Genomic DNA, 19,103 nt, shown 5'->3' on the forward strand with positions numbered 1-19,103 from the left:
TTCAGCCATTCAGCCATTCAGCCATTCAGCCATTCAGCCATTCAGCCATTCAGCCAATGACAGAAATTCAACTAATGAAAGAAATTCAGCCGCATGAATGGTTTTGAGCAGCTAGCCTTAAATTACTGCCCTTTAAATTGAGGCGCTCTGCGCTGCAGCATCGCCATCACGCCTTCCTGTGCATCTTGACTGTGCAGCAGCGGGTTCAAATGCTGCTGCAATTGCGCAAAAGCAGTTTCGGGGCCATGCAGCGCGGCTTCCTGCGCCGAAGCCAGTGTCGCTTGAACCGCTAAAGGCGCTGCGCGGCAAATGTGTTCCGCCAATTCAATCGCGCGGGCCAGCGGCGATGCCTCGGTAATCTCGGTAATCAGGTTTAAGTCTAAGGCGGTGTGCGCATTAAAACTGTCGCCGGTCAGCAGATAGCGCATGGCTTTGGCCCAGCCGGCAGCCTGTACAAAGCGCACGGTGGCGCCGCCGAAAGGTAAAATGCCGCGCTGCACTTCCATTTGCGCAAATTGGCAGTTGTCTTGCGCAATCACCAAATCTGCATTCAGCATCAGTTCAATGCCTGCGGTATAGCAGTAGCCTTGCACAGCGGCAATCACAGGTTTGCTGCGCTTGCGGGAAGTGGTGCCCCAAGGGTTAATTTGAGTGTCCGGAAAATCGAAAACACCTGATGTGAGCTTAGGCTGAAGTTCCACTAAATCCAGTCCCGCGGTAAAGTGTTCACCATGCGCAAAAATCACCGCACAGAGTAAATCGGGATGATCTTCATATTCGGTCAGCGCCAGCGATAAGTCATGAATCATATGGCTGTCAAAGGCATTGCGCTTTTCAGCACGGTCCAGTCCAATCAGCATCAGCTGTCCGCGGATCTCCCGGCTGACTTTGCCTTGGCTGCTGTGTTCTTGCAGTTCCATCATGCAGTTCCTTTTTTTTTGATCATTCTTTAGGCTGAATTTATTTTTAAACGATCGTTAGAATACTGTCAATGCAATAAAAGTGACTGCGCCATTCAAATAGGGCCGCGCGCCGGATTCACCGTTTTAAGTTCAGTCATGCAAACGCCGCGGTGTGTGTTATAAGCGCTATACTAGGGGAAAATTGAAAAATTTTGTTGAGGATGAAAGATGCTCATCGACTTTCAGCACGAACAGCAGAAAAAATTTGATGCGCTGGCGTTTGATATTTTGCAGCAGCCCGGCGCTTATTTAAGTTTTGACTGCATCAGTGATTTTTATCAGGCGGATTGGCTGCAGCAGTTCCCTAAGGGCACCGTGTGGTCGGCAACCGGCTTGGATGACGGCGCAGAGGAATACTGCATCCGTATTGAGTATAAAACGCAGTTTTTATGGATTGATTATGCCGAAAATAGGCTGTCGGTACTGTATGAGAAAGCGGGTGAAAAGCATCTGTATCAATCTTAGCGGAGCGGCTGCGCTGTGCGGGTTAGGATGCGCATGCTATTTTTTTTGACAACAGATCTTTTTGAGTCCGGCTGCAGAAGAATATCAGGCCGCATATTGGGGGTGGCATTGCTGCGAAAATTGACTGCATTTGAGTCAATGACAGCCCAAAAATAACAGGATTTAATACGCCGCAAGCTGTATTGTGCATCAGCAATAAAAACAAATAAAGTAACTAAGAATAGGAAAGTAAAATGGCGCATCAATTTACGGTGAATGCTGCAATTCAGGGCGTTTCATTGGATGATTTTAAACGCTTGGCCGAAAATATTTCATTGCACGAGGCTGTGTGCAGACGAATTCCCGGTGAAAATTTAGAAATTTTAGAATCGCAAAAAGCCGGCGATATTTATACGCTAAAGCGCGCGTATAATTTAGAAGTGAATCTTCCAGATGTCGCAAAAAAGTTCTTAAAGGATGCATTCCGCTTAAAGCGTACCGATGTCAGCAATTTAGCTCAAATGACTTCGGTGGTGACTTTAGATCCGAATTTGCCTTTAGAGGCCAACTGTCAGCGCAGCGTCACTGGCGATGATTCGCAAATTAACTTTCAGCTGGAATGGACCGTGAAAGTGAAGGTGCCTTTGATTGGCGGGATGCTGGAAAAGCATGCAGAAGGCGAAATCCGCCGTTTCAGCCAGCTGGAAATTGAGATTGTGGAAGATGAGCTGCGCAAGAATTTAAAGGCTTAAACTCTGAATATTTGAGTGCTGAAAGCTGCGGTGCATGTATGTTTAGCCATACAGGCCTAAGCTGAAAAAAGAGCGGATCGGCCGCTCTTTTTTATTTTTAAATTTCAGTGATTGTGTTTAGCTGAACTCTGTTTCTGCGGCATTGCTTTGGCTGGCCGCCTGCTTTTCAAAACGCGCCCGGTACAGCAGAGCAGTTAAAAATGCTGCCAAGCACACCGCCCAAATGTAGTACAAGGCGCCAATTTTGCTGTAGGCGCTGAGCCATTGAACCAAAGGCAAGGTCATGCCGCCAGCAATCGCATAGGCCAGGTTATAGGAAAAAGAGATGCCTGAGAAACGGATCTGCGCAGGGAACATTTTCACCATGCTGTAAGACACCATGCCAACAGTACCTGAACTGAAGCCCAGCAGCATATACAGCATAAATACGGTCGATGGCGCGACATGGCCTAGGCTGTTATAAAACACGCCAGCTATTGCCGCCACAGACAATGAGCCGAACAGCATGACTCTGCCTGCACCCAAACGGTCCGCCAATAAGCCTGCAGCTATACAGCCTGCCATCTGCATGACAATGGCTGCGCTTTGCATTTTAAACGCATCCGCGCGTTCAAAGCCGAAAGCGCCAGTCAGCAGGTTCGGCATGGCTAAAATCAGCACCACCACGCAGCCTGTTAAGAACCAGGTAAACAGCATGCCTATGGCCACGGCGGTTTTGTGCTCTGCCAAAACCTGTTTTACCGGCAGCTCTTTCGCTAGGGCTTTTTTCGCTTGCATGGCTTTAAACACAGGGGTTTCTTTTAGGTAGCTGCGCAGATACAGCGCCACAAAGCCAAAAATGCCGCCAACGATAAATGGAATGCGCCAGGCCCAGCCATGAATTTCGGTTTCACTGAATTTAAGCGAAATAAACAGCGACATCAGTGCGCCCAGCAGGATGCCTAAAGACAGCCCAGCAGTCAGCAAGCCATTGGCAATGCCGATTTTCTTTTCCGGCACATGCTCTGAAACAAAAGTCCATGCTGCTGGAATTTCACCGCCAATGGCAATGCCCTGCACCACGCGCATCAGCAATAAAAGAACAGGAGCCGCATAGCCAATGCTTTCAAAGGTCGGCATCACCCCAATCATTAAGGTCGGCATTGCCATAAGCAAAATAGACAGGCTGAATAAGCGCTTGCGGCCAATCAAGTCGCCAAAATGCGCCATGACCACACCGCCTAGCGGGCGGAAAAAATACCCCGCTGCAAAAATGCCGTAGGTATTCAGCATGGCCCAAAATGGGCTGAGTGTGCTGGGAAAAAATAATTCAGAAATGATTTTGGCGTAAAAAACATAAATCACAAAATCATAGAATTCCAAGGCGCCGCCTAAGGAGGAAAGCCCCAGTGTGCGTTTGTCTTCATTGGTCAAGCGTGGCTGAATGTCCATGCAGATTTACCATGTGCGGTTGGCTGTTAATAAACTGAAATTTTAAAGAACTGAGAAATTGTTGAATAATCAATCTTTATTGCATCGTAAATAACTTTTTTTTATCAAACTGTAAAATTTATATTATTTAAATGGAAATTTTTTTGTATGGGGCGGCCTTTAAAGCCGGATAAACCTTGGGGCGAGAATCAGCAAAAGGCCGATAGCCGTCATGACTGCCGCGCTGTCAATAAAATAAGGGTAGATCATCAGCGCCAAACCGCAGACGAGGGGAAGCGTCTGCTGCTGTTTTTTGCCGTAAATAAAATAGCCAAAGCCGATTGAACTAAAAACGACACTGAGCAATAGCGCTGCTGTATTCATTGCAATTCCCCCTAAATAATTTGAGGTATACCAAAGCGTGATGAAGCCAGCCTTAAACAAGAGCGCTTGTTTATTGCTCTGTACGCTTATTCAGAATGATCCTGCAATTTAACGACTCTGCCGTAGATGATGCGGGCGATAATAATGCAGCTGATGACGGCGGCGATAATGATGATTTTCTTTTGATGCGGCAGGAGCATATGCCAAAACACATGCAGCCAATGGCTGACCTGCATGCCAACACTGATCACGACAAAGGCCCAGATAAAGCTGGCCAGTAGATTGACGGCCAAATAGCGCATTGCGGGATAGCGCAGAATGCCGAAACTCATGGGAATAATCGTTCTGAGGCCCCATAAAAAGCGCATCAGTAAAATAGACAGGGTTGGAAAGCGGACAATCATTTGGCTGGCGCGTTTAAACTTTTTATTCAGCTTTGGGCGGCTGCGGATGAAATTGTAGCCATATCTATAGCCGATAAAATAATAAAACTGATCCCCGAGAAAGCCGCCAAACATCGCAATGCCAACCAGCGGCCAAAAAGACAAAATGTGCTGATGCACGGCATACGCGCCAAGCATGAGCACGGTTTCGCCTTCAAAAAAAGAACCGATTAAAACAGCAAGATAGCCGTAATGCTGCACCAGCGAGGACCAGTCAAACATAGGGAGTTTACTTATCAGTGAATGAGGAATCTTGCAGAAGCGGTCTGTTTTATCCTACTAAGCTTAAGCTATGATTAAAGCATGCAAAATATTCATAGACTTTTTTCTGTACAGTCTAGTTTACGCCTTTCATTCGCAAGAGATCATGTATGAGCACAGTATTGCCGGTCGCCCAGCGCGGCGAAGATATTTTAAGACTCAAAGCCGCCCGCGTCGCAGATGCAGAATTTAATAGCGACTGGCTCATGCAGCTGGCTTCTGCCATGCTTGTGACCATGCTGGAGCGCAGCGGTGTGGGCATTGCTGCACCGCAAGTCTATATTTCAAAGCGGGTCATTATTGTGGCTTCACGGCCAAATTTACGCTATCCCGATGCGCCTGAAATGGACGCCGTGGTGATGGTCAATCCTGAAATTTTAGAGTTTTCGCAAGCAACGACCTTAGGTGAAGAAGGCTGTTTAAGTGTGCCGAATGAACGCGGTCAGGTACAGCGTGCACAAAGCATTAAGGTGTTGTATCACACTTTGACTGGTGAGGTGATGGAAAGCACTTTTGAAGGTTTTCCTGCGCGCATTGTGCAACATGAAATTGATCATCTCAATGGTATTTTATTTGTCGATCGCCTGAGTGCGTAGGCACGAGTATCGTTCTATTCATCTTTATATTTAAACTGTTGCGGGGTTTGTCCCAAATGACGTTTAAACATGGTGCTAAACGCACTCGGATTACTGTAGCCGAGTGATCTTGCAATCTGCGCAACAGATTCACCACTGGCAATTTTACTTAAGGCATGGGCAATATGCATTTGCTGAACCCATGCGCGATAAGACAACCCCGTTTCCTTTTGAAACATGCGCATCAAGGTTCTGGAACTGGTGCCAATTTCATCTGCCCATGTGCTTAAATCTTTTAACTGATCGGGCGTACTTAATAGTGCTTGGCAAATATTCATTAAGCGTTTGTCTTGTGGCCACGGAATTTGAATGGGCAACAGATTGGCTTTATGAATTTCATCAAAAATTAAAATCTGTAAAGATCGAGACAGTTCATCAGAGCTAATCAGTTCGGAGGGTGGAATGTGTTCAATCGCATTGAGTCGAATCAAGAGTTCATGCAATAACTTACTGACCCGAATAATAAAACAATGTTGCCCAAGCAGTGCAGCCGCATCGGCTTGAACCAATGCGGTATTGAGCTTAACTCGACTTAATGAAATCACACTATGCTCAACATGGGTCGGAATCCATAGCGCGCACATCGGCGGCACGATCCAGACATGATTTGGGGTGAACACCTGAATCATTCCTGTCGAAGCATACAGAAACTGCGCCCGCGAATGTGTATGCGCAGGGGTAATTTCCCGATAGGTATGCTCAGAAGAGAGTCCAATCACCAATTCGGACATTTCGGTTTGAATCAGAGAATTTGGCATGTGTGTCTTTAAATTGTCAGTTATACAATGATTATTGGAAGATAGTCTTATGAATGACATTTTACAATCAATGCCTGATGAAAAATACATGGAGTTTGCGAGGTATGTCGTCTTCAATTCAAATGAAAGAGGGTATGGGCGAAGCTACGATCAATGAGCAGCCGCAAGGCATGATCATAAAAGTAGTGGGGGCTGTGGCGGTTGCGCATCTGCTCAATGACTTGATTCAAGCCGTTCTACCAGCCATTTATCCGATGCTGAAAACCAATTTCTCCTTAAGCTTTGCGCAAGTCGGATTGATTTCATTGGTTTATCAAATTACGGCATCGCTACTGCAACCTTGGATTGGACTCTATACCGACAAACATCCGAAACCATATTTACTGCCACTCGGCATGGTAGTGACTTTTAGCGGTATTTTGTTGTTGGCGTTTTCACCGAATTTTATCGTACTACTTATGGCCTCGGCATTGATTGGTGTGGGTTCCTCGACCTTTCATCCTGAAGCCTCACGTGTCGCGCGTATGGCTTCGGGCGGGCGCTTTGGTACAGCACAATCGACCTTTCAGGTTGGTGGCAATACGGGTACAGCCATTGGGCCTTTATTGGCAGCGCTGATCATTGTGCCCTTTGGACAGCATGCAGTGGCATGGTTGATTGTATTTGCCTTACTGGCGATTTGGGTGCTGTTCGGTGTCAGCCGTTGGAGCATCAGCCACAGTAAAAAACAATTGGCTGCCAAAGCGCATCAAGTGCAAAGCAAACTACATGGGCGTCAACTCGTCATCGCGCTGTCGACCATTTGTGTGTTGATGTTTGCCAAATTTACTTACATCGCCAGCATCAGTAACTATTTCACTTTTTATTTAATGCACAAGTTTCAGCTCAGTTTACAAAACGCCCAGTTACATCTCTTTGCCTTTTTGGCAGCGGTGGCACTTGGTACATTTGCCGGTGGGCCGATTGGAGACCGAATTGGGCGTAAAGCCGTGATTTGGGTGTCTTTTGTTGGCATGGCACCGTTTGCGTTGATGATGCCGCATGCCAATCTATTTTGGACGACCATACTTTCGATTATTACTGGTTTAGTAATGTCTTCTGCCTTTGCCGCAATGGTGGTCTATGCTCAAGAAGCCGTTCCGGGACGAGTTGGCATGATTGCAGGTTTAATGTTTGGTTTAATGTTCGGTGTGAGTGGCATCGCAGCAGCAGGCTTAGGATATTTGGCCGATGTCAAAGGCATTGAATGGGTGTTTGGCATGTGTTCGTTATTGCCTTTACTCGGTTTGGCGACCTTCTTTTTACCGAAGACTCAAGCAAACTAACTGAATACTGCTGACCTTCAGTTTTAATCGCGCTATCTTATCAAACGAAGATGGCGCGATTGCATTTCGGCAGGATGATTATCGTTATGTAAATGCATTGGGTATGTGTGTTTTGACTTTGGAGTTTTGAAGCGATGACTGATCTGAATGGTGTACTCAAATTTTCATTAGGCGTAGATCAACTTTCATTTGAAATGGATGGACAGCATATACAGCTAGATCAAGGTTTAAGCTATATACAGTCAAACAGTATGCGCCATGGGTTTCTGGATGAGCTTGCGATTGAGGCGATGATTTATGTGATTGAGGAGCTGTTAGAATCCGTTCAGATGAAGTAAGCCCAACCCAAGACTGCCATGACTTCAGATGGCTTATTCCAAAGAGTTTTAGCATTATTCTTTCCAGATCAGCAGCAAATTGACCGTGTGCAGCTTGAAAGTGCTTTTAATACCTTTGTTGAGCGCAGGGAATACTATGTGTCTCAAGTGGCCGATAATGGTCTTTCTAGTTTGATTTACTTTATCGTGCTGCGGGAAATGATGCATCACTGGAATGTGGTGGAGGTTAAATTAGAACAGTTTTGGTTTTGAGTGCTATTTATTATGCCAAGATTTTTAAAAGAAGATATAAACACCAATTGAGTTGTAATGCAACCTTATAATAAAAATTTGAAACAACCGTCTCGTGATCTACGAAATAACATGACGGATGCTGAAAAGCTGTTGTGATTTATTATTAATCAAAGTAAGATGATTTAGTTTTTTAACTGCTTAATTTATTTGTATTTATATTTAAAATTATAGGTGGCAGAATGAAGGTATATAAAAAGGAGAGACTTGCACCAAACATAGAATTACATGTTATGCACATTGGTGAATTCGATAGTGAATATATAAAAAAAATTGACGAAGACATAGTAAAAATTTGTGAAGGGTATTCTCGCAGTAGTATTGAAGAAGTAAAAAAGAGATTATTGAATTATTTAAAAACGAAAGATTTGCGGGGGCGTCAAGGGGCTATATCTGAATTTTTTATACACTTATTTTTAAATAACAATAAATATAAGCAAGATTGTTTGTTTTTTAATCTTGAAGACAGTGGTCCCAAAAAAGGATTTGATGGAGTATATAGTAAAAATAATGAAATATTTCTAGTAGAAAGTAAATCAGGTGGGTGCTCAACCAAAAATATTTCGCATTTAAATAAAATTAGAGAATCACATAGTGGGTTAGAGCAATACCTAACAGGGACAAGTATCCGAAGGGATGGGAATCCTTGGATTAATGCTTATAATCATGCAAATCAGAAAGATGTAAAATCTAAAGAAAAAATAATAGATAAAATTTGGCAGTTAAGAGCAGATTTTCAAAATGGGATTTTTTCACAAGTTCCAGACTTTAATTTAGTTCCATGTTCAACAATTTATTTAAATGGAGAATGGAGTAACTTATGGTCAGATAATTTATTACTTGAAAAGACAAAGTTGATGAGTCTAAAAGGAAAAACCATAAAAATTTTATCAGTAACGAATAAAGATATGAATAATTTCATGAAGTATTTAGAGGCTGTATAGAAAAAATGGATGGAATAAATCAAATAAAAAAATTGAAGGATGTAGATATTTTTCAAACAATAATTAGGAAATTAACTATAGGCGTACAGCTTGAGTATGATGAATTAAGCTTTATACTTTCAGTTTCAATTATATTTTTACAAGAATATCAGAAGGATAAGAGGCGAATAGCTTATTTTAATTTTGCTTATTTTGTGATTCTGAAAGTAGCATTGATAAATAAATTATATCAACCTTTATTTGATCTTAGCCTTAATGTTGGATTTTATCCGATAAATAGATTTATTTTTGAAAAAAAACTAATAGAATCATTGAGTTTAGAGAGCATAAAAAATGATGTTGAAGTTGATGCTTATAGATATGATAAACACATTGAAATGTATCAACAACGTTTGAATAGAACTGAAATTTTATCAAGTAAAAGTTTAGATAACGTATATATTGCACCTACTTCATTTGGTAAAAGTTCATTGATTTTCGATATAATAAGAAAAAATTTTAATAAGAAAATCTCAATAATAGTTCCAAGTAAGTCTTTGCTTTCACAAAGTATAATTGATTTAAAGAAAATTTTCCCTGATAAGAAAATAATATTTAATGAAGATATGTATGACAATGAGGAGAGTTTTATAAGTGTTTTTACACAAGAAAGAGCATTGAGATTCTTCTCAAAAAACAAAGAAATATACTTTGATGTGATGATAGTTGATGAAGCACATAATTTACTGCCTAATGATTATAGAGCTGTAATATTAGCCAGAGCTATTAGAAGAAATAGATTTAGATCGAGTAATTCAAAGCATTATTATTTGTCTCCATTGATTAATGAATCTAAAAGCTTACAACTTGAGGCTGATCAGGTTTTTTTTGAACGTAAAATAAATTTAAATATCAAAGATCCAGACTATTTTGAATTTAAAGAGACGGGAGATTTTTTTAAATACAATCGATTTTTAGATGAAAGTTACAGGTTAGGTTGGTGTGAAAATTTATATGAATACATTAAATACAATCAAAAGAATAAAAATTTCATTTATTTAAGATCTCCAAAAAAAGTAGAGGAGTTTTCAAAAAGGCTTTGTCATCGATTAGGCTTCAATGGAAAATTAGCTTCTTTATCTAAAATTTTATCTGAGAATTTACATGAAGATTTTTATTGTGTTGATTACATCAAAAAAGGATTGATTTATTTGCATGGTGGTATTCCTGATTTAATAAAAGATTTTTTGGAATATAAGTTTAAAACTGAATCTGATATTAAGTATCTTGTTGCAAACTCTGTGGTTTTGGAAGGTATTAATTTTCCAATTGAGGTGTTATTTATTTTAAATACAACAGATCTAAAGGTTAAGAACTTGATTAATTTAATTGGAAGAGTTAATAGATTGAATGAGGTTTTAGTAATGCCAATGAGGATCTATCAAAATTAAATCCAAGTGTTCATTTTGTCAATGATACTTACTTTAATGGTAAGAATCGGGATATGTATCATAAAATGAAATTATTGAAAAGTAGTTTATTTGAGGATAGTGTAGAAAATCCTGCCTTGCTAAATACAATAAATGACCAACTAAAAAATAAAAATACTGGTATTAATGTTGTTCAGGATAACTCTATTGAAAATATAAGCACTGTAAGAGAATTAGAAGACTTTCTAATTTATGATGATCAAAAAGATAATTCGTTATTGAAGACCATAATTGAACAAGATGTACATAGTATTTATAATGAATTTAATCAAGTGCATGAAATTCTATTTGAAAGAATGCAAAGGTGTTTAATTTCACCATTTTGGGTGAAATTAAACATAATAGACAAAATTTACTATTTCTTTATTAAGGATTTTGATTATGATCTAAAAATAAAGTCGAAAAAATTTTTGAGATTCAATTACAAAGATACTCGAAAATATTATAATAATTTTGTTTATAGAATACATAATTTATCTTTAAAATCGCATATTAATCACATTCTAAAGTACTATGATTGGTTGGGGCGTAACAATATCCCTAAATATAAAAAATTTTACATAGGTACTGGGTTTGGGGAGATTCCTTATTGGAGTGGTAATAAAAATAAGACATGTATCGATTTATCATCAAAGAGTAGAAAACAACGTGCCAATCTAGCATTGGTTCACCTGAAAAATGAAACAGATTTTGTAAACTTTGATCTTTCTAAATTTGTTCATATATTATATGAAATAAAGCTTATTACTGAAGGTGAATATAATATTTTTATATATGGAAGTGAGCATAGAGAAAATATTGCTTTTTTTAAAGCAGGATTAAGTACTCAACTTATTAATTTTTTAAAAGAAAAAAAACAATTGAAAAATATAGCTGTAACTAATGGAAAGTTACAGGGCAACAAAGAATTTCTCATATTTATGGATACATTGGATGAAATGAAGAAGTTTGAAATTTCTAGATTACTTTAAATAATAATGTATAGAAAAGACTCGAACTATATTAATAATTCGAGTCTTGGTGTTTATTAAGAAACCGAATCATCCAAATTCGGCGCTAACCAGCGCTTCGCTTCATCCAGCGTCCAACCCTTACGCTTCGCATAATCCTCAAGCTGATCTTGAGCGATTTTACCCACGTTAAAGTATTGGCTTTCAGGGTTTGCATAATAAAAACCGCTGACAGATGAAGGTGGCCACATTGCAAAACTAGAAGTTAACTCAGTACCAATTTTAGCTGTTGAATCTAACCAATTAAATAAAGTCGCTTTCTCAGAATGCTCTGGGCAAGCAGGGTAGCCTGGCGCAGGACGGATACCGACATATTTCTCTTTAATCAAATCTTCATTGCTTAAAGACTCAGACGCTTGGTTGCCCCAAAACTCTTTACGGATGCGCTCATGCAAATGCTCGGCAAATGCTTCGGCAAAACGGTCACCTAACGATTGCGCCAAAATGGCAGAATAATCATCGCCTTTGGCTTTAAATTCATGCGCCATTTCTTCCGCGCCAAAGATCGACACGGTGAACCCGCCCAGCCAGTCTTGAGCTTGATCTTTAGTCGCAACAAAGTCAGCCAAAGACAAGTTTGGCTTGCCTGTGACTTTGTCCGACTGCTGACGGATATGATGGAAGGTATGCGTCACCGTAGCGCCATTTTCATCGTATACCTCTACAGAATCTGCCGCAGAACGGCTGGCCGGGTAGATGCCAAACACTGCACGCGCATCGAAGCGTTTATTCTCAATGATGTCTTTCAGCATCTCTTGCGCTTGATTGTACAAGTCAGTTGCTGCTTCACCCACCACTTCATCAGTTAGAATTGCTGGGAATTTACCTGCCAAACTCCACGAAATAAAGAATGGTGTCCAGTCAAAATATTCCACCAACGTTTCCAGCGGATAATTGGTAATGGTCTGCGTGCCGATAAAGTTTGGCTTGGCAGGCTTATTGGCTGCAAAGTCAATTTTCAGGCCATTTTCAACAGATTCCGCATAAGTCAGTTTGGCCGCTTTCGGCTGTTTGTTGGCAATACGCTCACGCACTTTTTCATATTCAGCACGCGTTTCTTCAACAAACTTCGGCTTCATTTCTTTAGAAAGGAGTGTAGTTGCAACACCCACCGCACGGGAAGCATCCGCAACGTAAATCACCGCATCATTTGAATATTGCGGGTCAATCTTCACCGCAGTATGCGCTTTCGATGTGGTGGCGCCGCCAATCATCAGCGGCACATGGAAGCCTTTACGCTGCATTTCTTTGGCGACAAACACCATTTCATCCAGCGATGGTGTGATCAGGCCAGATAGACCAATAATGTCAACTTTCTCATCAATCGCTGTTTGCAGAATTTTCTCCGCAGGCACCATCACGCCAAGGTCAATGATGTCATAACCATTACAGCCAAGAACTACGCCCACGATATTTTTACCAATATCATGCACGTCGCCTTTCACCGTCGCCATCAGGATTTTCCCCTTAGATTGCGCACCGGTTTTTTCAGCTTCAATGAACGGGTTCAACCAAGCCACAGCTTGCTTCATCACACGCGCAGATTTCACCACTTGCGGCAGGAACATTTTGCCTGAACCGAACAAGTCGCCGACCACGTTCATGCCGTCCATCAAGGGACCTTCGATCACATCCAAAGGACGTGCCGATTTTAAACGCGCTTCTTCGGTATCTTCATCAATATAGGTGGTGATGCCTTTGACTAGGGCATGCTCAAGGCGTTTTTCGACAGGAAGCTCACGCCACTCCAAGTTTTCAACTTGTTTTTGTGCGGCGCCTTGACCGCGGTATTTTTCAGCTACTTCAAGCAATTTTTCAGTTGCATCGTGCTGGCTTTCACCTTGATTCTGATTCAGAATCACATCTTCAACCGCAGCTTTTAACTCAGGGTCAATGTCATCGTAAATCGCCATTTGACCTGCGTTGACAATCCCCATGGTCATGCCTTGCTTAATCGCATGGTACAAGAACACAGAGTGGATCGCTTCACGGACAGGCTCATTGCCGCGGAACGAGAACGATACGTTCGACACGCCGCCTGAAATCATGGCATGCGGCAAGTTCTGCTTGATCCAGCCTGTGGCTTCAATGAAATCAACCGCATAGTTGTTGTGTTCTTCAATCCCTGTTGCCACAGCAAACACGTTCGGGTCAAAAATGATGTCTTCCGCAGGGAAGCCCACTTCATTGACCAAGACATCATACGAACGCTTACAGATTTCTTTTTTGCGCGCAGCTGTATCCGCCTGGCCATTTTCATCAAAGGCCATAACGATAATCGCAGCGCCGTACTGGCGGCACAAACGTGCTTTTGCCACAAACTCGTCATAACCTTCTTTTAAGGAAATTGAGTTTACGACCGGCTTGCCTTGCACGCATTTCAAGCCTGCTTCAATGATCTCCCATTTCGATGAGTCAATCATGATTGGTACTTTTGAAATCTCAGGTTCAGAGGCAACCAGATTGAGGAAATGAACCATCGCGCCTTGCGAATCCAGCATCCCTTCATCCATGTTGATATCGATGATCTGCGCGCCTGCAACCACTTGCTGCAAGGCAACATCCAGCGCTTCGGCAAAGTTTTCTTCACGGATTAAACGCAGGAATTTTTTCGAACCCGTCACGTTAGTGCGTTCACCAACGTTCACAAACAGAGAATCATCAGTAATATTAAACGGCTCTAAACCGCTTAAACGGCAAGCAGGCTTCGTTTCAGGCACTTGGCGGGGCTTGATGTCTTTCACGGCATTGTAAATGGCGCGGATATGATCAGGCGTCGTACCGCAGCAGCCGCCGGTAATGTTAATCAGGCCGCTTTCTGCAAATTCTTTGATAAATGCCGCGGTTTCTTCAGGGGTTTCATCGTAGCCGCCAAAGGCATTCGGCAAGCCAGCATTGGGATGCGCTGAAACAAAAGTATCCGCCACATCGGAAATGGTTTTGACATGCGGACGCATTGCGTCTGCACCCAAGGCGCAGTTAAAGCCAATCGACAATAAATCGCCGTGGCGCACAGAATTCCAGAATGCTTCTGCCGTTTGGCCGGTCAGTGTGCGGCCAGAAGCATCGGTAATGGTGCCTGAAATCATCAATGGCAATTCGCGGCCGATTTGATGGAACACTTCTTTGACCGCAAAAATGGCCGCTTTACAGTTGAGCGTATCAAATACGGTTTCAATGAGCAGAATATCGGCACCGCCTTCAATCAAGGCATGCGCCGCTTCAATATAGTTTTCTTTCAGTTCATCAAAGGTAATGTTGCGGAAAGCAGGGTCGTTTACATTTGGAGAAATTGAACAGGTGCGTGAAGTTGGCCCAAGCACACCTGCTACAAAACGCGGTTTGTCAGGGGTCGAGTATTTTTCACAGGCCGCTTTGGCAATGCGGGCCGCTTCAAAGTTAATCTCATGGACAAGCTCTTCCATGTGATAGTCAGACATGGAAACTTTTGTGCCATTGAACGAGTTGGTTTCAATAATGTCTGCGCCGGCATCCAAATACGCTTCATGAATGCCTTGAATAATCTGCGGCTGAGTCAGCACCAAAAGGTCATTATTGCCTTTGAGGTCTGATGCCCAGTCGGCAAAACGCTCACCACGGTAGTCGGCTTCTTCGAGTTTATGGCGTTGGATCATGGTTCCCATCGCGCCGTCAATAATCAGGATGCGTTGGGCGAGAAGCTCTTTTAAGGTGGCAAGTGTCGACATTCAAAACTCTCAGACGGTTTTTAAAAACGTGCAATATATTAACAGATTGTCAATATGATTACTGATCTTCATGGTTTATGCGGCTGTCAAAAAAAAGATATTGGCGGTTTTTTCGGCAGATGAAGGGCGGCGGAAGCATGCAGCTGTTCTGATTGTCCAGTTCATGATTTTGCAGCATTGATCCCGCATCATAGTGTCTTGTTAGGCGGTAATGGCAATTGTGACAGGAATATTTCAAAATAATTTCAGGGCTGAAATATTTCAAACTGTAAAGTTGCTGATGTTTATATACGATATTAAATATTTGAAAAATAATAATTAACATGAATTTTTTGGTGGTATTTGGGTGCGGAATCAGATGCAATAAAGTATGAGAAACTGCTTTATATGACAGCGCTTTGTCATATAATTGTCACAATTAAACTGAACAATATGGGGATTCTTAAATCCTCCATTCCTGCTTGCATGAATTCTAATCAAACTCCCGTAGATTCAGCACAACCCTCGACAGCCGTTAAGTCGACGAATGTTCATGTGCCTACACCGAAATTTTTTATGCCGGTTTTTTTGACGGTAATAATTTCGACGCTGATTTATATCGGCTTTCAATTAACTTCTGATTTGGCACACGTTCCCGCATTAAGTCTTTATTCAATGATCTTATTGGGAACAGCGTTATTTATTGCACTCGGTTTTGAGTTTGTGAATGGTTTTCACGATACAGCCAATGCTGTAGCAACAGTCATTTATACCAATGCATTGTCTGCGCCTGTCGCAGTGATGTGGGCGGGTTTTTGTAATTTTCTGGGTGTCATGGTGGCCAGCGGGGCGGTCGCCTACGGCATTATCGCTTTGCTTCCTGTTGAACTGATCATGAATGTCGGTTCAGGCGCCGGTTTTGCCATGGTTTTTGCCATGCTGATTGCAGCGATTCTCTGGAACTTAGGCACTTGGTTCTTAGGCATTCCAGCATCAAGTTCGCACACTCTGATCGGTTCGATCCTGGGTGTCGGCATTATGAATTACTTGCTGCATGCTGGCGCGGGCGCCAGCGGCGTCGATATGGAGCAAGTGCTTAAAGTCGGTAAGGCGCTGCTGTTTTCTCCATTGATTGGCTTTGCATTTGCAGCGCTGCTGTTTCTTTTGGTGAAAAAAGTCTTCCGCAAACAGCTGGAGCTTTTCCATCCGCCTGAAGGCAATAAGCCGCCGCCGCCATTAATCCGTGCGATTTTGATTTTTACCTGCACAGGTGTGAGCTTTGCGCATGGTTCAAATGACGGTCAAAAAGGCATGGGCTTAATCATGCTGATTCTGATTGGCTGCGTGCCGCTGGCGTATTCTTTAAACAAGAATTTAGACAGCAAGCATATTCAGTCATTTGAGCAGCTTTCTGCTCAAACTGCGGCGGTTATTTATCCGCAGCATGCTGATATTCCTGATGAAAAAGCGCGTGCAGTGATTACCAAATATATCCAAACCAAAGAAGTGAATGCGCAAGTTGTTCCGGCTTTGGCAAGTTTGACGGATCATTTGGGCGAACGTGTTGCAAAATATGGCGATGTGCATGAAATTCCTGAGGCGGAAATTTCTGTCATCCGCAATGATATGTACTTGAGCACAACGGCGTTCAAGCGTTTAGACAAAGCGGATCAGCTTCCGGCGATGGATGCGCATCAGAAAAAAACGGTTAAAGAATACCGCAGCAATTTGGATTCATTCCTGCAGTACATCCCGACTTGGGTGAAAGTAGCGGTGGCGCTGGCCTTAGGCCTGGGCACCATGGTGGGCTGGAAGCGCATTGTCGTCACCGTGGGTGAGCGTATTGGTAAGAACCATATGACTTACGGTCAAGGCATGTCTGCTGAATTGGTGGCAATGTCGACGATTGCAGCGGCTGACGGTTTAGGCATGCCGGTATCAACCACACACGTATTGAACAGTGCGGTTGCCGGCACCATGGTGGCGAATCGGTCTGGCCTAAATATGCAAATGGTCCGTACGATTTTATCAGCGTGGATCTTTACATTGCCGGCCACGATTTGTTTATCCGGCGCTTTGTACTGGATATTGCTGAAAGTATTCTAAAGCCTGCTTTTAGGTCTTCAGTACTGATAAAAAAACGCTGCATCGGCAGCGTTTTTTTATGGGAAATAGTGAGAGGCGGCGCTTAATCTCAGCCGCATTGGATGGGCATTTTACTGCAGTTTGATCTTCAATTTTGGCCTATTCAAAGGCTGCGCCCTGATCCCTGCAGATGATTTAAACCGTACATGGAAGAGGGCAGCTGAGCCTTACTTTTTCAGTTTTGCCAAGACTTTATTTAAAGGCAATTTATCCGCAGCAAAGCCGTATACTGCGGCAAAAGGCAGGGCAGTGCGCGCTAAGTATGCCACACGCCACAAGCCGCCATGATTGGCGCCTTTCATCATCAGCTCCAGCGGATGCTGCAATTCCACTTCCGGGTTGGCTGCGGACTGTGGATTGCGCAGGTCATGAATCCACAAAGCCGCCATAATGGCATTGGTGGTTTCGGGCTTGAAGGCTTCCACATCAAACAGGCTGGCGCCATTAAAAGCCGCTTTCAGCAGCGGATTTTTAGTGACTGAATAAGTGGTGGTCGATGGCGCAATATTGATGCTGACGCGCTGGCCATTTTGACGCGCCAATGTCGCGCGCCATTGCTGAATGCGTTTTGCCAAGGCATAGTTTGGCCCCTGCTCAACCACAAGACAGTCAGCAATGCCATATTTTTGCCCATTTTCAGACTGAATCACACTGTGCAGGTTCTGCTTGAAAAAGTGCTGGCGCGAGAGGGCGGAAATGCCCGTGCTGATCAGCTGCTGCGCTTTGGAACGCTGCGTGAATTTATCAGCAGACGCATGGATCACTTCTTCAGGCACGGCATATACATCAGTCGGGGTGCACATATACATCAGGCTGGTGTCGGCTTTCTGCGCGCTGACATACTGCATGATGGCATCCATCGCCATGGATACGCGCACATGCTTTTCACCGTCTAAATAGGCAATGGCGGCCAAATCCAGCTGATGCTCGTTTTGCACCAGCCACTGTGCAATTTCAGGGATCTGCGTCAATAAATTTGCGCCGAGTTTTTCTTTTAAAATGGCTGTCTCGGTATTTTGCGGAATGGCCTCGGCCGAAGGCGCATACAGAGTGGCATTGCCTTGCTGTACGGTATCTAAAATTTTGCTCCAGACACGGCTATTGGGCAAATCCAGCGCAACAATATTGGCTTTCCACTTTGACAGCCAGGTTAAAGGGCCTGCTTCAGACGCAGCGCCAAATAAGACCATGGTGCGGTCAGATAAATCAAACCATTCAGGATGTGACGCCGCTTCACGTAAAGCATCCGCATGGCTCGGTTCAATAATGCCGTTATCCTGCCATTTCTGGATCTGCGCCAGCAGCGCTTCGCCTTGCAGTTTTTGACCATGGTAGGGCACATACCAATCGGGCGCTGCTTCACTTTCACCTTTGAGTTTAACGGTATATAAAGGCTGGGCTTCCAGCTGCATAACATCTTTCAGCAAATGCTTCTGGCCATTGCGGAAAAATTCAAAAGTGTGATGCGCTTTATTTAAACCGGCTTCAGCAATTTCAAGCGGCTTTTGGCTGTTTTGAATGCCGTGTTCCACCAGCGCTTTAAAATATTGCGGATACTGCTTGCGCCAGTTTTTTTCAGCGGCAGCTTTTTGCGAAGCGCTGTGATCTACACTGGCTAAGGCTTCGGCAATAATTTCCCGCCCTGCTTTAGAGGTGCTGGGTTTTTGCTTTTGAGATGGATTTGGAAATTGAAGACCGTCTAAAGAATTGGACATGCAAAATATCTCACCTGATCTAATCATTACTATACAGATGTATACATTATCTATGCCAAATTAAATTCCTAGGTGGCATAAGGTTCCAAAATTTGATGATTTATCGTGAAAGATGCAGAACTTTAGTGGTA

The 19,103-nt window shown here is 43.0% G+C and carries 17 protein-coding genes; 10 read left to right on the plus strand and 7 right to left on the minus strand.

Annotated features, from left to right (window positions below; translation table 11 throughout):
• Positions 1–122 precede the first annotated feature (122 nt).
• Positions 123–920, minus strand: coding sequence for a crotonase/enoyl-CoA hydratase family protein (locus F941_RS04005; RefSeq protein ID WP_018572391.1), 798 nt, complete (start codon positions 918–920; stop codon positions 123–125).
• 210 nt (positions 921–1,130) lie between these two features.
• Here F941_RS04005 and F941_RS04010 point away from each other — a divergent pair, with 210 nt between their 5' ends.
• Together F941_RS04010 and F941_RS04020 are read left to right on the plus strand one after the other, a co-directional pair.
• Positions 1,131–1,427 carry a hypothetical protein gene (locus F941_RS04010; RefSeq protein ID WP_005008127.1) on the plus strand — a complete coding sequence of 99 codons (297 nt, stop codon included), beginning with the start codon at positions 1,131–1,133 and terminating at the stop codon, positions 1,425–1,427.
• Positions 1,428–1,660: 233 nt separating this feature from the next.
• Positions 1,661–2,158: a DUF2505 family protein gene (locus F941_RS04020; protein ID WP_005008129.1), complete on the plus strand. Its 498-nt coding sequence runs from the start codon at positions 1,661–1,663 to the stop codon at positions 2,156–2,158.
• Positions 2,159–2,275: 117 nt separating this feature from the next.
• On the opposite strand, the gene F941_RS04025 is transcribed toward F941_RS04020, so the two are convergent.
• The 3 genes from F941_RS04025 to F941_RS04035 form a co-directional block, all read right to left on the minus strand.
• Positions 2,276–3,589, minus strand: coding sequence for an MFS transporter (locus tag F941_RS04025; protein WP_005008131.1), 1,314 nt, complete (start codon positions 3,587–3,589; stop codon positions 2,276–2,278).
• 159 nt (positions 3,590–3,748) lie between these two features.
• Entirely contained in the window at positions 3,749–3,952 is a 204-nt protein-coding gene (locus tag F941_RS04030) for a hypothetical protein (RefSeq protein ID WP_005008133.1), read from the minus strand.
• Between the two features lie 86 nt (positions 3,953–4,038).
• Complete coding sequence (locus tag F941_RS04035; RefSeq protein ID WP_005008135.1) at positions 4,039–4,617, minus strand: DedA family protein; 579 nt, start codon at positions 4,615–4,617, stop codon at positions 4,039–4,041.
• Between the two features lie 149 nt (positions 4,618–4,766).
• Between F941_RS04035 and def the strand changes: the two genes are divergently transcribed.
• The gene (gene def, locus F941_RS04040; protein ID WP_005008139.1) at positions 4,767–5,252 is read left to right on the plus strand and encodes a peptide deformylase; all 486 of its coding nucleotides are present in this window, start codon (positions 4,767–4,769) and stop codon (positions 5,250–5,252) included.
• Positions 5,253–5,266: 14 nt separating this feature from the next.
• On the opposite strand, the gene F941_RS04045 is transcribed toward def, so the two are convergent.
• On the minus strand, positions 5,267–6,049 hold the full coding sequence (locus F941_RS04045; RefSeq protein WP_005008141.1) for an AraC family transcriptional regulator: 783 nt from the start codon (positions 6,047–6,049) through the stop codon (positions 5,267–5,269).
• Positions 6,050–6,153: 104 nt separating this feature from the next.
• On the opposite strand from F941_RS04045, the gene F941_RS04050 reads away from it, so the two are divergent.
• The 6 genes from F941_RS04050 to F941_RS16160 all read left to right on the plus strand — a co-directional run bounded on the left by F941_RS04050 (position 6,154) and on the right by F941_RS16160 (position 11,387).
• Positions 6,154–7,374, plus strand: a complete 1,221-nt coding sequence (locus tag F941_RS04050; protein ID WP_005008143.1) for an MFS transporter — start codon at positions 6,154–6,156, stop codon at positions 7,372–7,374.
• Between the two features lie 134 nt (positions 7,375–7,508).
• The gene (locus F941_RS16700; RefSeq protein ID WP_005008147.1) at positions 7,509–7,712 is read left to right on the plus strand and encodes a hypothetical protein; all 204 of its coding nucleotides are present in this window, start codon (positions 7,509–7,511) and stop codon (positions 7,710–7,712) included.
• Between the two features lie 18 nt (positions 7,713–7,730).
• Positions 7,731–7,964, plus strand: a complete 234-nt coding sequence (locus tag F941_RS16705) for a hypothetical protein (protein ID WP_005008151.1) — start codon at positions 7,731–7,733, stop codon at positions 7,962–7,964.
• Positions 7,965–8,185: 221 nt separating this feature from the next.
• Positions 8,186–8,947, plus strand: coding sequence for a Hachiman antiphage defense system protein HamA (locus F941_RS04060; protein WP_005008156.1), 762 nt, complete (start codon positions 8,186–8,188; stop codon positions 8,945–8,947).
• 5 nt (positions 8,948–8,952) lie between these two features.
• Positions 8,953–10,377 (plus strand): DEAD/DEAH box helicase family protein, encoded by a 1,425-nt coding sequence (locus F941_RS16155; RefSeq protein WP_005008157.1) that lies wholly within the window; start codon positions 8,953–8,955, stop codon positions 10,375–10,377.
• A gap of 65 nt (positions 10,378–10,442) precedes the next feature.
• Entirely contained in the window at positions 10,443–11,387 is a 945-nt protein-coding gene (locus F941_RS16160) for a hypothetical protein (RefSeq protein ID WP_154649272.1), read from the plus strand.
• Positions 11,388–11,443: 56 nt separating this feature from the next.
• Here F941_RS16160 and metH read toward each other — a convergent pair whose 3' ends face one another.
• A complete protein-coding gene (gene metH, locus F941_RS04070) occupies positions 11,444–15,133 on the minus strand; it encodes a methionine synthase (RefSeq protein ID WP_005008166.1) in 3,690 nt (1,229 codons plus the stop codon).
• A 465-nt stretch (positions 15,134–15,598) separates the two neighbouring features.
• Between metH and F941_RS04080 the strand changes: the two genes are divergently transcribed.
• Positions 15,599–17,218 (plus strand): inorganic phosphate transporter, encoded by a 1,620-nt coding sequence (locus tag F941_RS04080; protein WP_026253294.1) that lies wholly within the window; start codon positions 15,599–15,601, stop codon positions 17,216–17,218.
• A gap of 206 nt (positions 17,219–17,424) precedes the next feature.
• Here the strand turns inward: F941_RS04080 and F941_RS04085 are convergent, their stop codons facing one another.
• Positions 17,425–18,972 (minus strand): hypothetical protein, encoded by a 1,548-nt coding sequence (locus F941_RS04085; RefSeq protein ID WP_005008169.1) that lies wholly within the window; start codon positions 18,970–18,972, stop codon positions 17,425–17,427.
• Between the last annotated feature and the right edge of the window lie 131 nt (positions 18,973–19,103).

Origin of the sequence: Acinetobacter bouvetii DSM 14964 = CIP 107468, assembly GCF_000368865.1 — a bacterium.
Lineage (GTDB): Bacteria > Pseudomonadota > Gammaproteobacteria > Pseudomonadales > Moraxellaceae > Acinetobacter > Acinetobacter bouvetii.

Excerpts from the sequence above, each read along its gene's own strand:
- F941_RS04080 (WP_026253294.1), top strand. The coding sequence starts at position 15,599 with ATGAATTCTAATCAAACTCCCGTAGATTCAGCACAACCCTCGACAGCC.
- F941_RS04085 (WP_005008169.1), bottom strand. The coding sequence starts at position 18,972 with ATGTCCAATTCTTTAGACGGTCTTCAATTTCCAAATCCATCTCAAAAG.
- F941_RS04035 (WP_005008135.1), bottom strand. The coding sequence starts at position 4,617 with ATGTTTGACTGGTCCTCGCTGGTGCAGCATTACGGCTATCTTGCTGTT.
- F941_RS04025 (WP_005008131.1), bottom strand. The coding sequence starts at position 3,589 with ATGGACATTCAGCCACGCTTGACCAATGAAGACAAACGCACACTGGGG.
- F941_RS04050 (WP_005008143.1), top strand. The coding sequence starts at position 6,154 with ATGTCGTCTTCAATTCAAATGAAAGAGGGTATGGGCGAAGCTACGATC.
- F941_RS16155 (WP_005008157.1), top strand. The coding sequence starts at position 8,953 with ATGGATGGAATAAATCAAATAAAAAAATTGAAGGATGTAGATATTTTT.
- F941_RS04045 (WP_005008141.1), bottom strand. The coding sequence starts at position 6,049 with ATGCCAAATTCTCTGATTCAAACCGAAATGTCCGAATTGGTGATTGGA.
- F941_RS16160 (WP_154649272.1), top strand. The coding sequence starts at position 10,443 with ATGAAATTATTGAAAAGTAGTTTATTTGAGGATAGTGTAGAAAATCCT.
- def (WP_005008139.1), top strand. The coding sequence starts at position 4,767 with ATGAGCACAGTATTGCCGGTCGCCCAGCGCGGCGAAGATATTTTAAGA.
- F941_RS16705 (WP_005008151.1), top strand. The coding sequence starts at position 7,731 with ATGACTTCAGATGGCTTATTCCAAAGAGTTTTAGCATTATTCTTTCCA.
- F941_RS04005 (WP_018572391.1), bottom strand. The coding sequence starts at position 920 with ATGGAACTGCAAGAACACAGCAGCCAAGGCAAAGTCAGCCGGGAGATC.
- F941_RS04020 (WP_005008129.1), top strand. The coding sequence starts at position 1,661 with ATGGCGCATCAATTTACGGTGAATGCTGCAATTCAGGGCGTTTCATTG.
- F941_RS04030 (WP_005008133.1), bottom strand. The coding sequence starts at position 3,952 with ATGAATACAGCAGCGCTATTGCTCAGTGTCGTTTTTAGTTCAATCGGC.
- F941_RS04010 (WP_005008127.1), top strand. The coding sequence starts at position 1,131 with ATGCTCATCGACTTTCAGCACGAACAGCAGAAAAAATTTGATGCGCTG.
- F941_RS16700 (WP_005008147.1), top strand. The coding sequence starts at position 7,509 with ATGACTGATCTGAATGGTGTACTCAAATTTTCATTAGGCGTAGATCAA.
- metH (WP_005008166.1), bottom strand. The coding sequence starts at position 15,133 with ATGTCGACACTTGCCACCTTAAAAGAGCTTCTCGCCCAACGCATCCTG.
- F941_RS04060 (WP_005008156.1), top strand. The coding sequence starts at position 8,186 with ATGAAGGTATATAAAAAGGAGAGACTTGCACCAAACATAGAATTACAT.